The 16947-nt window shown below is 44.5% G+C and carries 18 protein-coding genes; 14 read left to right on the top strand and 4 right to left on the bottom strand.

What is annotated here, in order from left to right:
• Positions 1-206: 206 nt before the first annotated feature.
• From C9991_RS02950 to C9991_RS02920, 7 genes are all read left to right on the top strand, one after another.
• The gene (locus tag C9991_RS02950; RefSeq protein WP_106811121.1) at positions 207-680 is read left to right on the top strand and encodes an Lrp/AsnC family transcriptional regulator; all 474 of its coding nucleotides are present in this window, start codon (positions 207-209) and stop codon (positions 678-680) included.
• 101 nt (positions 681-781) lie between these two features.
• A complete protein-coding gene (locus C9991_RS02945) occupies positions 782-2551 on the top strand; it encodes a membrane dipeptidase (RefSeq protein ID WP_106811120.1) in 1770 nt (589 codons plus the stop codon).
• A gap of 82 nt (positions 2552-2633) precedes the next feature.
• Positions 2634-3581: a carbohydrate kinase family protein gene (locus tag C9991_RS02940; protein WP_106811730.1), complete on the top strand. Its 948-nt coding sequence runs from the start codon at positions 2634-2636 to the stop codon at positions 3579-3581.
• A gap of 73 nt (positions 3582-3654) precedes the next feature.
• Positions 3655-4848, top strand: coding sequence for an FprA family A-type flavoprotein (locus C9991_RS02935; protein ID WP_106811119.1), 1194 nt, complete (start codon positions 3655-3657; stop codon positions 4846-4848).
• Positions 4849-5001: 153 nt separating this feature from the next.
• Positions 5002-6012, top strand: coding sequence for a phosphate acetyltransferase (gene pta / locus C9991_RS02930; protein ID WP_106811118.1), 1011 nt, complete (start codon positions 5002-5004; stop codon positions 6010-6012).
• 136 nt (positions 6013-6148) lie between these two features.
• Positions 6149-6523, top strand: coding sequence for a four helix bundle protein (locus C9991_RS02925; RefSeq protein WP_106811117.1), 375 nt, complete (start codon positions 6149-6151; stop codon positions 6521-6523).
• Between the two features lie 127 nt (positions 6524-6650).
• Complete coding sequence (locus C9991_RS02920; RefSeq protein WP_106811116.1) at positions 6651-7847, top strand: acetate kinase; 1197 nt, start codon at positions 6651-6653, stop codon at positions 7845-7847.
• 94 nt (positions 7848-7941) lie between these two features.
• On the opposite strand, the gene xerA is transcribed toward C9991_RS02920, so the two are convergent.
• On the bottom strand, positions 7942-8844 hold the full coding sequence (gene xerA, locus C9991_RS02915) for a site-specific tyrosine recombinase/integron integrase (RefSeq protein ID WP_106811115.1): 903 nt from the start codon (positions 8842-8844) through the stop codon (positions 7942-7944).
• Between the two features lie 22 nt (positions 8845-8866).
• The gene (locus C9991_RS02910) at positions 8867-9454 is read right to left on the bottom strand and encodes a DUF4923 family protein (protein WP_106811114.1); all 588 of its coding nucleotides are present in this window, start codon (positions 9452-9454) and stop codon (positions 8867-8869) included.
• 198 nt (positions 9455-9652) lie between these two features.
• On the opposite strand from C9991_RS02910, the gene dapB reads away from it, so the two are divergent.
• From dapB to dusB, 7 genes are all read left to right on the top strand, one after another.
• Positions 9653-10408 carry a 4-hydroxy-tetrahydrodipicolinate reductase gene (gene dapB, locus C9991_RS02905; RefSeq protein WP_106811113.1) on the top strand — a complete coding sequence of 252 codons (756 nt, stop codon included), beginning with the start codon at positions 9653-9655 and terminating at the stop codon, positions 10406-10408.
• Positions 10409-10427: 19 nt separating this feature from the next.
• Positions 10428-11879 carry a signal peptidase I gene (gene lepB / locus C9991_RS02900; protein ID WP_106811112.1) on the top strand — a complete coding sequence of 484 codons (1452 nt, stop codon included), beginning with the start codon at positions 10428-10430 and terminating at the stop codon, positions 11877-11879.
• Positions 11880-11904: 25 nt separating this feature from the next.
• Complete coding sequence (locus tag C9991_RS16595; RefSeq protein WP_157949341.1) at positions 11905-12147, top strand: hypothetical protein; 243 nt, start codon at positions 11905-11907, stop codon at positions 12145-12147.
• Positions 12148-12240: 93 nt separating this feature from the next.
• Positions 12241-12909, top strand: coding sequence for a WbqC family protein (locus tag C9991_RS02895; RefSeq protein ID WP_106811111.1), 669 nt, complete (start codon positions 12241-12243; stop codon positions 12907-12909).
• A gap of 60 nt (positions 12910-12969) precedes the next feature.
• On the top strand, positions 12970-13344 hold the full coding sequence (locus C9991_RS02890; protein WP_232823227.1) for an acyl-CoA thioesterase: 375 nt from the start codon (positions 12970-12972) through the stop codon (positions 13342-13344).
• Positions 13345-13860: 516 nt separating this feature from the next.
• Positions 13861-14268 carry a GxxExxY protein gene (locus C9991_RS02885; RefSeq protein ID WP_106811109.1) on the top strand — a complete coding sequence of 136 codons (408 nt, stop codon included), beginning with the start codon at positions 13861-13863 and terminating at the stop codon, positions 14266-14268.
• Positions 14268-15287 carry a tRNA dihydrouridine synthase DusB gene (dusB, locus tag C9991_RS02880; protein ID WP_106811108.1) on the top strand — a complete coding sequence of 340 codons (1020 nt, stop codon included), beginning with the start codon at positions 14268-14270 and terminating at the stop codon, positions 15285-15287. The genes C9991_RS02885 and dusB overlap by 1 nt, the downstream gene beginning before the upstream one ends.
• Here dusB and C9991_RS02875 read toward each other — a convergent pair.
• Positions 15241-16119, bottom strand: coding sequence for a helix-turn-helix domain-containing protein (locus tag C9991_RS02875; RefSeq protein ID WP_106811107.1), 879 nt, complete (start codon positions 16117-16119; stop codon positions 15241-15243). The two genes, dusB and C9991_RS02875, sit on opposite strands and share 47 nt — an antisense overlap.
• Before the next feature lie 38 nt (positions 16120-16157).
• The gene (locus tag C9991_RS02870; RefSeq protein WP_106811106.1) at positions 16158-16934 is read right to left on the bottom strand and encodes a CPBP family intramembrane glutamic endopeptidase; all 777 of its coding nucleotides are present in this window, start codon (positions 16932-16934) and stop codon (positions 16158-16160) included.
• Between the last annotated feature and the right edge of the window lie 13 nt (positions 16935-16947).

Genomic DNA, 16947 nt, shown 5'->3' with positions numbered 1-16947 from the left:
TACTTATGCGTGTATAAGTATTTTTGTAAGTAGCAATAAGTGGATTTAGTGCCACACAATTCATTTAAAAACCAAAATAATGATACCACAATGCCAAAAAAATCAAAAAAAATAGGGCAAATTGTTGTTTGTGTCAAATATATTGCCTAAATTTGCTGACATAATGTAATCTTAAAACAAATCTTTAAAGAAAATCAACAATAAAAATGGATAAGATAGACAAACTTGACAAAAAGATTCTTAGCATTCTTTCTAAGAATGCACGAATCCCATTTAAAGACGTGGCAGCCGAATGTGGTGTGTCTCGCGCAGCTATACATCAGCGTGTGCAGCACCTTATAGCAGGTGGTGTGATAACTGGTAGCGGTTTCGACGTTAATCCTAAGAGCATTGGCTACAACACATGCACATATGTGGGCATGAATCTTGAGCGTGGCAACATGTACAAGGATGTTGTGGAGAAGTTGCAGGATATTCCTGAGATTGTGGAGTGCCATTTCACAACCGGTCCTTACACTATGCTTCTGAAGGTATACGCACGCGACAACGAGCAGCTTATGGACTTGCTCAACAACAAGATGCAGATGATTCCGGGCGTTGTCTCAACTGAGACACTTATTTCGCTCGACCAAAGCATCAAACGAGAGATACCAGTACACCTCGAGGATTTAGAGGACTAATAATTAGAGAAGGTAACAACAATGAAGACGCCTTGTAAGAGCAAAAGCATTGAGAAAAACGCTTTTGCCCTTACAGGGCGTTTGGTTTATACATATATATTATGGAATCATATTGTCTACACGAACATTTCAACGAACTTGACTGCAATGCTCCACGCATTCCAAATCGCCCAGTTGTGGGCATAACTACAAATTATGAGGGCATAGATGCCACATTGCGATCGGCTTACTATCGACAGATAGTGGAGGCGGGAGGCACTCCGTTGCTTATTCCACCCGTAAACAATAACGACGTTATATTGTCTACACTCGACCAGATAGATGCTTTGCTGCTTACCGGAGGTGCCGATTTCAACCCTCTGTGGCATGGCGACGAGCCCGCACCAGGATTGCATCATATAAATAGAGAACGCGACCTGCCCGAACTTATGATTACACGATATGCATATCATAGACAGTTGCCTATACTGGGCATTTGTCGTGGTATGCAGACTCTTGCCATTGCTCTTGACGGACATATCGAGCAAGATCTGCCTATGACCGACAACAGGATTAAACATTCGCAGGATGCCGACCGTGAGGAACCTACTCACAGCATACACATAGAGGAGGGTAGCCTGCTTAGAGATATATATCCCAACGACGTAATGTTTGTCAACTCGTTCCACCATCAGGCTGTGGACAAGGTAGGCGAACATCTGCGTGTATCGGCTATGTCGGCCGATAAAGTGATTGAGGCAGTAGAGAGCAACGAGCATAAGGCCATCTTGGGCGTGCAATGGCATCCCGAATGGTTAGGCAAGGATGGTCAGCCGCTGTTTAAATGGCTTGTTGACGAGGCGGGCATAATGAAAGAGGCACGACGTTTTCACAGTCGCAACCTTACCATCGACTCGCATTGCGACACACCTATGTTCTTTCCGAGAAATATTGATTTCGACCATCGCGACCCGCGCATCTGCTACGACTTGCATAAGATGCGCGATGGAGGTACGGATGCTGTAACTATGGTGGCTTATCTGCCACAGCCTAAAGAGGGCGAACACTTTGTAGACATAGCTCCGTTTGATGTGGATGGACCGCGTGCTTATGCCGATCTTATATTCGACAAGATAGACGAGACGGTGCTTGCACATTCCGATTATGTGGCTTTGGCTCGCAATAGGGCAGAGCTTGAAGCTAACAAGCGGGCAGGAAAGAAGTCGGTTATGATTGGTATTGAGAACGGACTGGCTATAGAAGATGACTTGACGAATGTGGAGCACTTTGCCAAACGTGGCATCGTGTATATCACATTGTGCCATAATGGAGACAATCAGATATGCGACTCGGCACGTAACTCGGCTAATACATATGGCGGTGTGTCGCAGTTTGGCGAGAAGGTTATACACGAGATGAATAGGCTTGGACTGATGGTAGACCTTAGTCATGCCAGCGAGAGATCCTTCTATGACGCTCTTGAGATATCTAAGACACCTATCGTGTGCTCTCACTCCAACACCAAGGCTTTGTGCGATGTGCCGCGCAACATTACCGATGACCAGATGCGGGCTCTTGCAGCAAAGGGAGGTGTATGTCAGGTAACTATATACAACGGTTTCCTACGCACCGATGGCAAGGCTTGTATAGACGACGCAATAAGGCATTTGTGCCATGCCGTAGATATTATGGGCATCGATTATGTAGGCTTGGGTACCGACTTCGATGGCGATGGTGGTGTGCCTGGACTTGCCAATGCATCAGAGCTGATAAACTTTACCAAGGCACTGTTGCGCCATAAGTTCTCTGAAGAGGATATGGCAAAGATATGGGGTGGCAACTGGCTTAGAGTGATGCAGGCGGTACAAGGCTCGCTTTGCACAAAAAATTAACGCTCCTAACTCTTTGTTCTTTCACGAAAAATTCAGATATTTGCACCCGTCAAAACTGATAAGAAAAATCAAGATAAATGATATGCGAAAAGTAATAGGTATAGGAGAGACCGTGCTCGACATTATCTTCAAGAACGGCAAGCCTACAGAAGCAGTACCAGGAGGCTCTACATTCAATGGCATAGTGTCGTTGGGACGAGCCGGTGTGAATGTTACATTCCTTTCAGAGACAGGCGATGATAGGGTGGGCGAGCATGTACGCCAGTTTCTTAAGGACAACAATGTAGATACATCGGGCATTAATGTGTGTATGGAAAGCAAGTCGCCAATATCGTTAGCCTTTCTCGACAGCGACAACAATGCCGACTATGTGTTCTACCGCGACACAAATATCAACCACGCCGACTTTGTCTATCCTGATATTAATGCCGACGATATTGTGGTGTTCGGTTCGTTTTATGCCGTTAATCCGGCAATGCGCAACCAAGTACTGGGATTGCTTGAGCTGGCACGCAGTCGTGGCGCTATCATCTATTACGACGTAAACTTCCGTCCTGCACATCGTAATGATGTGATGAAGATTACACCTAATCTTATAGAGAACCTTGAGTATGCTGATATAGTGAGAGGTTCGCGTGACGACTTCAACGAGATTTATCATAAGGACACCGCTGAGCGTGTGTATAGGGCAGACACATCGTTCTACTGCAAGCGCCTTGTATATACCGACGGTGCACAGCCCGTAACTGTTTTATCGGACGGTGGCTTTAAAAAGGAATATCCAGTAGAGCACATCCATACTGTTAGTACGATAGGTGCCGGCGACAACTTTAATGCCGGACTGGTGTATGGCCTTATTAAATATGGTGTAACAAGGGCTGATATAGAGCGCGGACTTGATGAGAGCACATGGGATAAGCTGATAGAGTGTGCCATGGAGTTTGCTGCCGATTGCTGCAAGGACATATTCAACTATATATCCAAGGATTTTGGCGAGAGCCTGAAAACAAGGAATAGAGTGGCACAATAATGAAGCCAATACGTAACAGCATTGAAGTATAAAAACGAACAAGTACAAAATCATAAAAAAACTTGAAACAATTATGAATACAGAAATTACATCCAACATCCACTACGTTGGCGTAAACGACCGACACAAGGATATATTCGAAGGTCTGTGGCCATTGCCTTACGGTGTGAGCTACAACTCATACATCATCAACGACGAGAAGATAGCACTCGTAGATACTGTTGAGGCCGACTTCTTTCCGCAGTATCTCGACAATATTCGTCAGGTGATTGGCGACCGTCAAATCGATTATATCATTGTGAATCACATGGAACCCGACCATAGTGGCTCGCTTGCTCTTATCAAGCAATATTATCCTGGTGCACGTATTGTTGGAAACAAGAAGACGTTCGATATGATGCGCGGATACTATCATGTGGGCGAGGATGCAAGCGAGATATTGGAAGTAAAGAATGGCGATACGCTTAGTCTGGGTAAGCACGAGCTGCAGTTTGTGCTAATACCTATGGTGCACTGGCCAGAGACAATGGTTACACTCGACCAAACAACGCATACTCTGTTTGCAGGTGATGCCTTCGGATGCTTTGGCGCACTGAATGGAGCCTTTGTCGACTCGCATATGAACTGTGACATATATTGGGACGAGATGCGTCGCTATTATTCTAATATTGTAGGCAAGTATGGTGTACCCGTGCAGCAGGCTTTGAAAAAGCTATCTGGTGTGCAGATAGACTATATATGCTCAACACACGGACCTGTATGGCATGAGTATATTGAGCGCGTTATGGCCGAGTACAATCGCCTAAGCTTATATAATGCAGAGCCAGGACTCGTTATCTGCTATGGTTCTATGTACGGCAACACCGAGCGTGCTGCAGAGGTTATAGCACGTGCTGCAAGCGAGGCAGGCGTTAAGAATATAGTTATGCACGACGTGTCGCGCACCAACCACTCGTATATACTGAGCGATATCTTCAAGTATAACGCTATGGTGCTTGGTGCTCCAACTTATAACAATGGTCTGTATCCACAGATGGAGAGTCTGTTATCCGAGATAGGCGGACGCAACATAAAGGGTCGCAAGCTTGGAATATTCGGCTCGTGCACATGGGCAGGCCAGGCCGTTAAGAAGATAAAGGAATGGAACGAGACAACAGCAAAATTTGAACTCGTAGGCGAACCAGCAGAGATAAAGCAAAGCCTTAGCGAAGAAACACGAAAGGCTTGCGAGGCTCTGGGAAAAGCCATGGCAGAGAGCATTTTATAGACTGATTGTGTGCTAAAACGAGGATTTTAGCAACTTGCGATATATCAATTGAAAAATAAATGAGCTGCGTGGTACGTAGCTCATTTATTTTTACTAATTTTGCAAAGTCAATGTGACAAAACGAAACAAATCAACATTATATTATAAACTAATATGAATTTACTTGAACACATCGTTGCGCGCGCTAAGAGCGACAAACAACGCATTGTGCTCCCCGAAGCTACTGAGGAGCGCACACTTAGAGCAGCCGACCGCGTACTGGCCGACAGTATTGCCGAACTCATCCTCATCGGCAACCCCGACGAACTAAAAGAGCTTGCCGCAAAGTGGGATCTCCACAACATCGACAAGGCAACTATCGTCGATCCGCTTAATAACCCCAAAGCCGAGGAGTATGCAGAGCTTCTTGCCGAGCTTCGCAAGAAGAAGGGCATGACTATCGAGCAGGCTCGTGAGCTTGTTAAGAATCCTCTCTACCTTGGATGCATGATTATCAAGACAGAGGGTGCTGATGGTCAGATCTCAGGTGCATTAAGCACAACAGGCGATACTCTGCGTCCTGCTTTGCAGATTATCAAGTGTGCTCCTGGCGTGACATGTGTTAGCGGTGCTATGCTTATGCTTACACACGAGCACCAATATGGCGACGATGGTATCATTGTTATGGGCGACGTTGCCGTAACACCGGTTCCTACAGCCGATCAGCTTGCTCAGATTGCTGTATGTACTGCACAGACAGCCCGTTCGGTTGCTGGTATTCAGAACCCACGTGTTGCTATGCTTAGTTTCTCAACAAAGGGTTCAGCCAAGCATGAGGTAGTAGACAAGGTGGTTGAGGCTACACGTCTTGCACACGAGATGGCTCCTGAGCTTAAGCTCGATGGTGAATTGCAGGCCGATGCAGCTCTTGTTCCTGCTGTAGGCGAGAAGAAGGCACCAGGCAGCCTTATTGCTGGTCATGCCAATGTGCTTGTTGTTCCTAACCTTGAGGTTGGCAATATCAGCTACAAGCTTGTTCAGCGTCTTGGCGATGCTATCGCTATTGGTCCAATTCTCCAGGGTATTGCCCGTCCAGTGAACGACCTTTCTCGTGGTTGCTCAGTAGACGATATCTACTACATGGTAGCTATCACAGCTTGTCAGGCAATGGATTCAAAGAAGTAAGCGCTTTGCGCTTACTTCTTTGAATTTTGAGTTTTGAGTTTTGAGTTGTCGGCTTTGCCGATTTTGACTTAATCAATTTTGACTTATCAATCCAGTATCAATCTATTTGAATTGATATACGATAAAAAACGTGCCTATGAGTGAATTCGGAAATCTACTGGAGGAGAAATGTATGAATTTCTCTATCCGTATAGTAGGGTTGTGCAGATTCCTAAACGAAGAGAAACATGAGCGTAGAATTGCCGACCAAATGTTCCGAAGTGGCACCAGTATAGGAGCTAATGTGGCTGAAGCGCAATGTGCAATAAGCAAGAATGATTTTGTTGCTAAGCTTTATATTTCACTTAAGGAAGCTAATGAAACATTGTATTGGTTGCGTCTGTTGCAAAAGACACAGTATATAACCAATAAGCAGTACGAGTCTATATATAATGATTGTGAAGAGTTGAAGCGTATGCTTGTCTCTATAACAAAGAAGATGACTACTGCATGTTCAAAATCTTATAAATGATTAATCATAATAAATAGAATAATTCAGAATCAACAAACCCAACAACTCAAAATTCAAAACTCAATAACTCATAATTGCGACATTATGTCGCAACAATTCAAAATTCAAAATTCAAAATTCAAAACTCATGAAAATATTAGTTTTAAACTGCGGAAGTTCTTCCATCAAGTATAAGCTCTATAACATGGACGACAACTCGGTGCTCGCTGCTGGCGGTGTTGAGCGTATCGGTCTTGACGAAGCTTTCATAAAAGTAACTCTGCCTAACGGCGAGAAGAAGAAGATTATGCACGACATGCCTGACCATAAGGAAGGCGTTAACTTCGTATTCCAGTGTCTTCTCAACCCTGAGTTCGGTGCTATCAAGAGCCTCGACGAAATTGATGCTGTAGGTCATCGTATTGTGCAGGGTGGCGACCTCTTCGAGAAGAGCGTTATAGTAGACAAGTCGGTAGAGGATGGTATAGAAAGTCTTTGCGACCTGGCACCAGTACACAATGCAGGACACCTTAAGGGCTTGCGTGCTGTAGATAAACTTATGCCTAATACACCTCAGGTATGTGTGTTCGACAATGCATTCCACAGCACAATGCCAGATTACGCTTATCTCTACGCTATTCCTTATGAGCTGTACGAGAAGTATCATGTACGTCGTTATGGTTTCCACGGAACCAGCCACCGTTATGTATCACAGCGTGTGTGCGAGTTCCTCGGTCGCGACATCAAAACACAGCGTATCATCACCTGTCACATCGGTAATGGTGCTTCTGTATCAGCCGTTAAGTTTGGTAAGTGTGTAGACACATCAATGGGTCTCACTCCGCTTGCCGGCGTAATGATGGGTAGCCGTTCGGGCGATATCGATCCTTCTGCCGTAACATTCCTTATGGAGAAGCTTGGCAAAAAGCCTCAGGAAATGGCCGACTTCCTTAATAAGGAGAGCGGTGTACTCGGTATCACAGGCATTTCTTCGGATATGCGTGAGATTGAGAGCGCTGCTAACGAGGGCAACGAGCGTGCACAGCTTGCTCTTAAGATGTACAACTACCGCATCAAGAAGTACATTGGCGCTTATGCCGCAGCTATGGGTGGTGTAGACATCATTGTATGGACAGCCGGTGTAGGAGAGAATCAGATTGGTACTCGTCTTGAGTCTTGCTCGGATCTTGAGTTCCTTGGCGTTAAGATGGATGCTGAGGCAAACAAGGTACGTGGCAAGGAGGCTATTATCTCAGCTCCCGATTCAAAGGTTACTGTATGTGTGATTCCTACCGATGAGGAGTTGATGATTGCTAAGGACACTATGGCTTTGCTTCAGAAGTAAGCCATATAAATAGGATAGGATATATATACTTAACGCCTATTACACGGAGTATACCCTCCAGTGTAATAGGCGTTATTTTTGTTTTGGTCATTAATCAATCCTTGTTTTTCTTCATATTTCGAGGATGATGGTTGAGAATCTCTTCGCGCAATGTGGTGATGTCGATGTGGGTGTATATCTGTGTAGTCTTGATATTCTCGTGTCCAAGCATTTCCTGTATGGCACGAAGGTTGGCGCCGCCTTGCAGTAGAGCAGTGGCAAACGAGTGGCGTAGCGTGTGTGGCGATACAGTCTTGGTGATGCCCGCATCTTTGGCAACATTCTTTATCATAATAAGAATCATGGTGCGGGTGAGATGAGCACCGCGCCTATTTAGGAACACATAGTCGTCCTCGCCTGGTTTTACTTTCATCAAGTTGCGGTCGAACAGCCATAGTTGTATCTCGTTTAAGGCGGTATCAGATATTGGTACAAGACGTTCCTTGTCGCCCTTGCCCACTATGCGCAGAAACTTATTCTTGACAGATATGTCGCTAAAGCGCAAGTTTATAAGCTCGGATACACGTAGACCGCACGAGAACAGTACTTCTATTATGGCACGGTTGCGTTGTCCTTCCCATTTAGATAGATCTATTGCGCGCTCCATACGGTCAACCTCTTCTGTTGACAATACTTCAGGAAGATGTTCGCCTATAGATGGTGACTCAAGCAGCTCTGCAGGGTCGTCGGTCAATACTCCGTCGAGAACAAGAAAGCGGAAGAACGCCCTTATACCACTAAGTATACGTGCCTGACTTGTGGCAGACACTCCAAACTCGTGAATAGTGGCTGCAAATGTTTCGAGGTGCGAGAGTCTGATGTCATAGACACTCAGGTTCTCGCACCTCATAAAGTTCAGCAGATAGTCGAGGTCGTGGGTATACGCCTCTATAGTGTTGGCGGTGTAGTTGCGCTCAAGTTTTAGGTAGCGTATGTAACGACGTCGAAACTGCTCCATTTGTTACTGTTTAAAGATTTCTTTATTTCTTTAGCTCAAAACCAATACGCATGCCATTGTAGCTGCCGAGAATGCTGTTTACAATAGCCGATGTTGTGCTAAGTTTTGATGTGGCGTTTGATATGGTCTTCAATGTATTCATCAGCTTGTCGGCATTGAAGGTAAGAGTCATTGTCGAGCCTTGGGTAACGACGTATGCTGTGTAAGGCATACCAATAGCCGGTGTAAAGGTTATGGTCTTGTCTTTCTCATTGAACACGTATGTGCCCTTAGTCTCGTGCTTCTTAATCTTTGATGTATAGTTGCCTTCGCCGTCGAATGTATATACAATGCCGTTGATGCCGAGAGTCTTCATAATAGGAGCTACTCTTTTCTTTATTTTGTTGGTAACGGCAGTGCCGCCAGCCTTAGAAAGCAGGTTGTCGCTCTCAAATTCGCAAGCTGGTCCGCTATACTTCCATGTGCCTTTTATAGATTTAGCGTTTGTAGCTTTGTCGCCAACAACAGTGTTTACCACACCCTCAAGAATGTCCTTAATGCTTTGTGCCTGAATACTGCTAGTGCACATGCAGAGAAATGCAAGTGCCAAAATAAACTTAACTCTTTTCATAATTGTTTTTATCAAATGTAAATGATTTCTTAAAAATCGGGTAGCAAAAATACCACTTTTTCCGTTTTATACCAACAACTAATGCCACATTTTATTATAAATGTCTAAAAATGCTATGCTTTTTAACGTATACCAACCTTTTTAATTAACTTTGCAAGTGATATTCATAAGCATAAACAGACAAAAATTTTAAATACAATGAACATAGCACTTATCGGCTACGGCAAGATGGGCAAGATGATTGAGTCTATCTGCAAAGAGCGTGGCCACAAAATTGTTAGCATCATCGACATTGACAATCAGCAGGATTTCGATTCACCAGAGTTTGCATCAGCAGACGTTGCTATAGAATTTACATCGCCTACAGCAGCATATGGCAACTATTTGCGTGCCTTTAAGGCTGGTGTTAAGGTAGTAAGTGGCTCTACTGGTTGGATGAAGGATCATGGCGACGATGTGCGCCGCATGTGTACAGAAGAAGGCAAGACATTGTTTTGGGCATCTAACTTCTCTATCGGTGTAGCTATCTTCTCTGCCGTAAACCGCTATTTGGCTAAAATTATGAACCAGTTCCCACAGTATGATGTACATATGGAGGAGACACATCATATCCACAAGCTTGATGCTCCGTCGGGTACAGCCATCACTCTTGCAGAGGAGATTGTGAACGATCTTGACCGTAAGACATCATGGGTTAAGGGCGAGCAGCATCTTGCTGACGGTACTGTAGAAGGCACCAATAATGTAGCTGCCGACCAGCTTGCCATTGAGAGCATTCGCCGTGATGAGGTTCCTGGTATACATTCTATTATATATGACAGTGAGGCCGATTGTATAAACATCACTCACGATGCTCATTCGCGTAAGGGATTTGCTCTTGGTGCAGTGCTTGCAGCCGAATACACACAGCAACACTCAGGTCTGCTGACAACAAGCGATCTCTTTAAATTCTAATAACAACAATTCAACTACAATGACCGATAAGGAAAAGAAGGCCCTCAACCCTAAGGTGCAGTGGGCCAAGTTTGTCGTCGTAGCGGTGTTGTACCTACTCTTTCTCTACTGGATTGAGAGTTGGTGGGGACTCCTTGTCCTGCCGTTTATCTTCGATGTTTACATAACCAAGCGCATAAAGTGGCAATGGTGGCGCGACAAAGAAGGCGCAACACGTTTCATAATGTCGTGGGTAGACGCTATCGTGTTTGCACTCGTGGCTGTCTACTTTATCAATCTGTTCTTCTTCCAGAACTATGTCATTCCATCTTCGTCTTTGGAGAAGTCGCTCTTGACAGGCGATTACCTCTTTGTGTCGAAGGTTAGCTATGGACCGCGCAAGCCACAGACTCCTCTTACGTTGCCCCTTACACAGCATACATTGCCGGTGTTTGAATGTCCTTCGTACATAGAGTGGCCACAGTGGAAGTATGAACGTGCAAAGGGATTGGGACATGTTGATCAGAACGATATTGTAGTGTTCAACTATCCTGCTGGTGATACACTTTGCTCGGCACCGCAATATCAGGCACAAGACTTCTATCGTCTTGTCTATGGACTGGGCGAGGGTAAGTATGTACAACAGCACAATGGCATGATGCCGAGTTTGGATAGTATGTCGTACCAGCAGCGACTCGACTTCTTTGCGAAGATATATGCCGAGGGACGTAATATTATAAACTCTAATCCTGAAGAGTATGGCAACGTGATAACACGACCGGTAGACCGTCGTGAGAATTACGTAAAGCGTTGTGTTGGTTTACCTGGTCAGACTCTGCAAATAAAGAACCACATTGTCTATACAGACGGACGTGCCAACAAAGAGCCCGATAATGTGCAGTATTCTTACTACGTGAAGCTGCGCGGACAATTGCCTCTTGAGTTTATTGACGAACTCGGTATCTCTATGGAGGATATTGCCAGTCTTAACACTGCAGGTTATCTGCCTCTAACCAATGTTTCGGTTAAGGCGCTGCGTGCACGCAAGGACATAGTGGAAAGTGTTACACCAGTAAACGATCCTACATGGTGGGACATCTATCCGCTTAATGGATATAAGGGTTGGACAAGAGACAACTATGGACCTATATGGATTCCGAAGAAGGGTGCTACCATCAACCTCACTATGGACAACATTGCCATATACGAGCGTCCGATACGTGTTTACGAGGGCAACGACCTCAAGGTGCAGGGCGGAAAGATATACATCAACGGTAAGGAGGCAAAGAAGTATACCTTCAAGATGGACTACTACTGGATGATGGGTGACAACAGACATAATTCGCTCGATTCGCGATACTGGGGATTTGTTCCTGAAGACCATATAGTAGGCAAGCCGATATTCATTTGGTGGAGTCATGATCCAGATCATAGCGGATTTAATGGCATACGCTGGAGTCGTTTGTTCCGCTTTGTGGACAATATCAAGTAAATAATGACTTTAATACTTAATTTCTATGTTAGGCAAAATAATATCGCAAATCTCAAGATACAGAGATAAGCACAAGTTTCAAGACTTTTTTCTGTATCTTGGTATGCTTATAGTGGCGAGCATTCTGTTCTCGCTTATAGGCTACGACATTGAGAGGCAAGAAAGCGACTGGATGCAGTGGCTGTATTATATATTGTTGAATGTTGTGGCATTGGTGCTGCATCATGTTGCGATGTATGCCATAATAAAGATTAAGGAAAAGAAATAGCCATAAGCTATACGCCCTGTAAGGGAAAAAGTAATGAATTAGAAAGCTTTTGCTCTTACAGGGCGTTTCATATTATTATGTAACTAATTAACAATGTCAGAATCAACAACCAATAGTATTCTCCACACAACAGACGGACATGTCATTGGCAGTACGGCAATATTGTCGTCAGCTTATTTTCCGCCAGTGCAATGGATGCAGAAGTTGCATATATATAATAAGGTGTACGTTGAACGTAATGACAACTTCTGTAAGCAGACTTACCGTAACCGTTGTGTCATATCCACAGCTAATGGCGTACAGGCTTTAACGGTGCCTATTGAGCGCTTTGAAGGAGCTAAGTGTCCGATGCGTGATATACGAATAAGTGATCATGGAGAGTGGCGACACCTGCATTGGAATGCCATTGTGTCGGCTTATGGCGAGAGTCCATTCTTCGACTATTATGCCGACGATCTGCGTCCTTTCTTTGAGCGAAAGTGGAAGTATCTATTCGACTTTAATATGGAGATAGTGGATAAGTTGTGTGAGTTGCTTGACGTTCGACCAAACATAAGTCTTACCGACAGCTATGCCGATGCGGCACTTCTAGGTGCTGATGATTTACGTGATGTTATACGTCCCAAGCATCCTGCAGCAGACCCATTATTCGCCCCACGTCCTTATTATCAAGTGTATGCCTCACGACATGGTTTTCAGTCTAATATGTCTGTGCTTGACCTACTTTGTAATGAGGGACCGGAAGGCATATTCTATCTATAATATGTATCACTAAAACCAATAATTCATCTAATGCAACCACAATATGTTTTTGAAACCGAAATGGAGGTTCGAGATTACGAGTGCGATATCCAAGGTATTGTAAACAATGCCAACTATCTGCATTACACCGAGCATACACGTCATCTGTACCTTATGTCGCTTGGTGTAAGTTTTGCCAAGTTGCACGAACAGGGCGTAGACCCAGTTGTCGCACGTATGAATCTGCAATACAAGACACCTCTGCGTAGTGACGATGTGTTTGTGTCTAAGCTTGGTGTGCGCAAAGAGGGCTTGCGTTATGTGTTCAACCAGGATATCTTTCGCAAGTCGGATGGCAGGCTGTGTCTGCGTGCTGTCGTAGAGCTTGTTTGCCTTATCAATGGCAAGCTGGGCAATAGCGAGGACTATGATAGGGCCTTCGGGTTCATTGAGTAGTTCCTGCTTGCGTAGTTCTCGGTTATAGTTCTTCTTGTGTAGGTCTCGGTTTTAGTTCTGGTTTCAGTTCCGGTTTTAGTTCCCACAGAACTCACAGAATACACAGAAGCCTACGGACTAAGGAACTTGAATCCACAGAATAGCCTACGCTTCGCGAGGCGAGAATTCACAGAACTGAAGGGTATATTTAGAATGTATCCATCACTTCTAATACACATACTTTTCTACGGAATATAGCATTCAATTCTAACACTTCCTTTTCTATGGAATGTATGCAATCATTTCTGTGATTTCTGTCGTATGACGCGTAGCGTCTATACGCTCTGTGGATTCCAAAAGCTTAAGCCCGTAGGCTTCTGTGTATTCTGTGAGTTCTGTGGGAACTAAAACCAGGGTCTAAAACATGGACCACACAAGAAGAGGTACATCAGGAAGTGTAAGTTCCCACGCAATTCACAGAACTGAAGGGTATACCCCATAACATTATTAATAGAACAATAAAATAGAGACAAGCCTATGCAAGAGAATGAGATAACCTATAAGATACGCGGAGCAATATTTAAGGTGTATAAGTACTTTGGACCTGGGTTGTTCGAGTCGGTCTACGAAGAAGCGCTTTGCCATCAGCTGCAATGGGACGGACTTAAGGTGGAGAAGCAAGTGGACGTGCCATTATATTATAACGGTGTAAAGCTAAACTCAAAGCTGCGTGTTGACATATTGGTTGAAGACTCTGTTATTGTAGAACTCAAGTCAGTTAAGGAGATAGAGCCGGTTCATCATAAGCAACTATTGACTTATCTGAAGATATGCAATAAGCACATAGGCATACTTGTCAACTTTGATACAGAAGACATAAACAACTCGATATATAGAAAAATTAACGGCTATATACCCCAAGCCAACGAAACAATAAAACAATAATGAAGATAGGAAATATAGAATTTGGACCGCAGCCTTTGTTTCTCGCCCCAATGGAAGACGTAACAGACATAGGCTTCAGACACTTGTGCAAACGCTTCGGCGCATCAATGGTGTATACTGAGTTTGTAAGTGCCGAGGCACTCGTACGCTCGGTAAACGCTACACTAAAGAAACTTAACATCAGTGATGAGGAACGCCCTGTTGGTATACAGATATACGGAAGGGATGTAGAGTCGATGGTTGAGGCCGCCAAGATAGTAGAGCAGGCACATCCTGATGTTATCGACATAAACTTTGGATGTCCAGTTAAGAAGGTGGCAGGTAAGGGAGCTGGTGCTGGAATGTTACAGAATATACCTCTCTTGCTTGAGATAACCCGCGAGGTAGTAAAGGCTGTTAATACACCAGTTACTGTTAAGACACGTCTTGGATGGAATTCGGACAACCTTGTTATTACCGACCTTGCCGAACAATTGCAAGATTGCGGTATACAGGCACTAACTATCCATGGTAGAACACGTGCGCAGATGTATACTGGCGATGCCGACTGGACATTGATAGGCGAGGTTAAACGCAACCCACGCATACATATCCCTATTATCGGCAATGGCGATATCTGTACACCCGAGCAAGCTAAGGAAGCCTTTGAGCGTTATGGTGTGGATGCTGTTATGGTGGGACGTGCCACCTTTGGACGTCCATGGATATTCAAGGAGATGCGTGATTATCTTGACGGAAAACCAGTTGACCCTACGCTTACATTCGACCGCAAGCTCGATATTCTGCTTGAACAACTACGTATCAATGTGGAGCGCATTGACGAGTATCGTGGCATTCTGCATACACGTCGACATATTGCGGCGTCTCCGATATTCAAGGGAATACCCGATTTTCGTCAAACTCGTATAGCCATGTTGCGTGCTACAACCGTAGACGAGCTTACTGAAATTATGGAGAGCGTGCGCCAGCGTGTTAAGAACGGCGATATTCTGACGGCGACATGCCCACATGCTCTTTAAAGTATTTGCCTAAGAACGACTGATTAGAGAAGTTTAGTTCTTGGGCAATTTCTTTTATACTTTTCTGCGTGTTGCGGAAGAGCATACGTAGCTCCATTGTTACATACGAGTCTATCCATTCGCTTGGAGTGCGTTTGGATACCATCTTCACTGTCTCTGATAGATATTTTGGTGATATACACAATTGTTCAGAGTACCAACCCACACGTCGTTCGGTGCGGAAGTTGGCCTCTACAAGTAGCAGAAACTTTGTAAATATCTCTTCGGCTCTTGAGTTGCATTCGTCGTTTTTTGCTTGCACCGAATAGATAACGTTACACATCTCGTACACCATAGTAAGGAACAGCGACTGTACCATTTGTCTACGGAAGTGGTTATCGGGTTCGTTTATCTTTGCCTTAATTTGGAAGAAGGTGTCGCGTATAAAGTTGGCACGTTCTGTTGGCAGACGGAATACGGGATGGTTGCGTGCAAAAAGGAATAACGACGACAGTTCGTGTACACTCTTTATCGTTTCCTTAAAGAAGTTGTAGTCAATGATTACACCAATGCCACGACAGTCGGGTGTCATCGTACAGTCGTATGTAACACGTCCTTGATTAATTATAATAATGTCACCAGTTTCCACCACGTGTTCCACAGCGTCTACAAAGTAGCGTGCCGAACCTTTAAGGCACATTCCTACAAGCAGACATTGCATGCGTCGTGGTTCCTTAGGCAATGGTAGATTGGCCATTTCGTCAATCAGTAGTATATCGCCGTTGATATATGTACCTCCACACATGCGTATGGCGTAGTCAACGGTTATGTCCCTAAATCCTATATTATTCATTGGCATTGTCCCTTAATAGAGTATTGTTGGTTTATGTTTTATCTTTTAGGCTGTAGGCGGAAGTTGAGTTGGTACAGTGCAGCACCGAATATCATAAGCGAGAAGGCAACGGCCATAAGTACATTAGTCATATTGCCCCCATAGAACTCTACAAGTGTTTTGTCGGCTGCATTGGGAAAGAGGCGGTACAAGAAGAACGCCATAGTGTTGTTGGCAAAGTGGAATATGATGCCAGGCACAATGCTACGTGTGCGCATATACATCCATCCAAGCAACAGACCCATAACGAAAGCATTTATACCCTGTGCCATATTAAGATGTACAATACCGAATAGTGCTGCCGTTATAACTATCGCAGCCCAATGCCAGCGTTTGTCAAATGCATCAAGCAATCGGCGCAGTATGGCTCCGCGGAACACCATTTCTTCGGCTATAGGTGCAAGAATAGCAAGCGCAAGAAATCCGAGATCGCTGTTTATCATACCCTTAAACAGCTTTGTATAGTCTGGTGGCAACTCTAATCCTACCTGCTCTGTGAAGAAAGTCATAGGCAAAGCACTTCCTAATGCAAGGCATATTACCCAAAACTGTGTGAACCATGGACGCTGGTTGATGTATTGACCACTCATCGGTGTCCACTTGCGCCAGGCAAATAGAGCTATGGTGAGAACGCTGCTGATAACAGAACATAATGTTGTTACCATTGGTGTTACGTCGGCAGTCTGGCTAATAAACTTTGTTACAGTACCCACTACAATCTGTATTGCGGCAAGGATGAGTACATACATAAAAGAGTCGATAATAGCTTTCTTCATATATTGAGTTGTT

The organism is Prevotella merdae, assembly GCF_900290275.1.
GTDB lineage: Bacteria > Bacteroidota > Bacteroidia > Bacteroidales > Bacteroidaceae > Prevotella > Prevotella merdae.
This window is presented reverse-complemented; position numbering and strand designations above follow the sequence as displayed.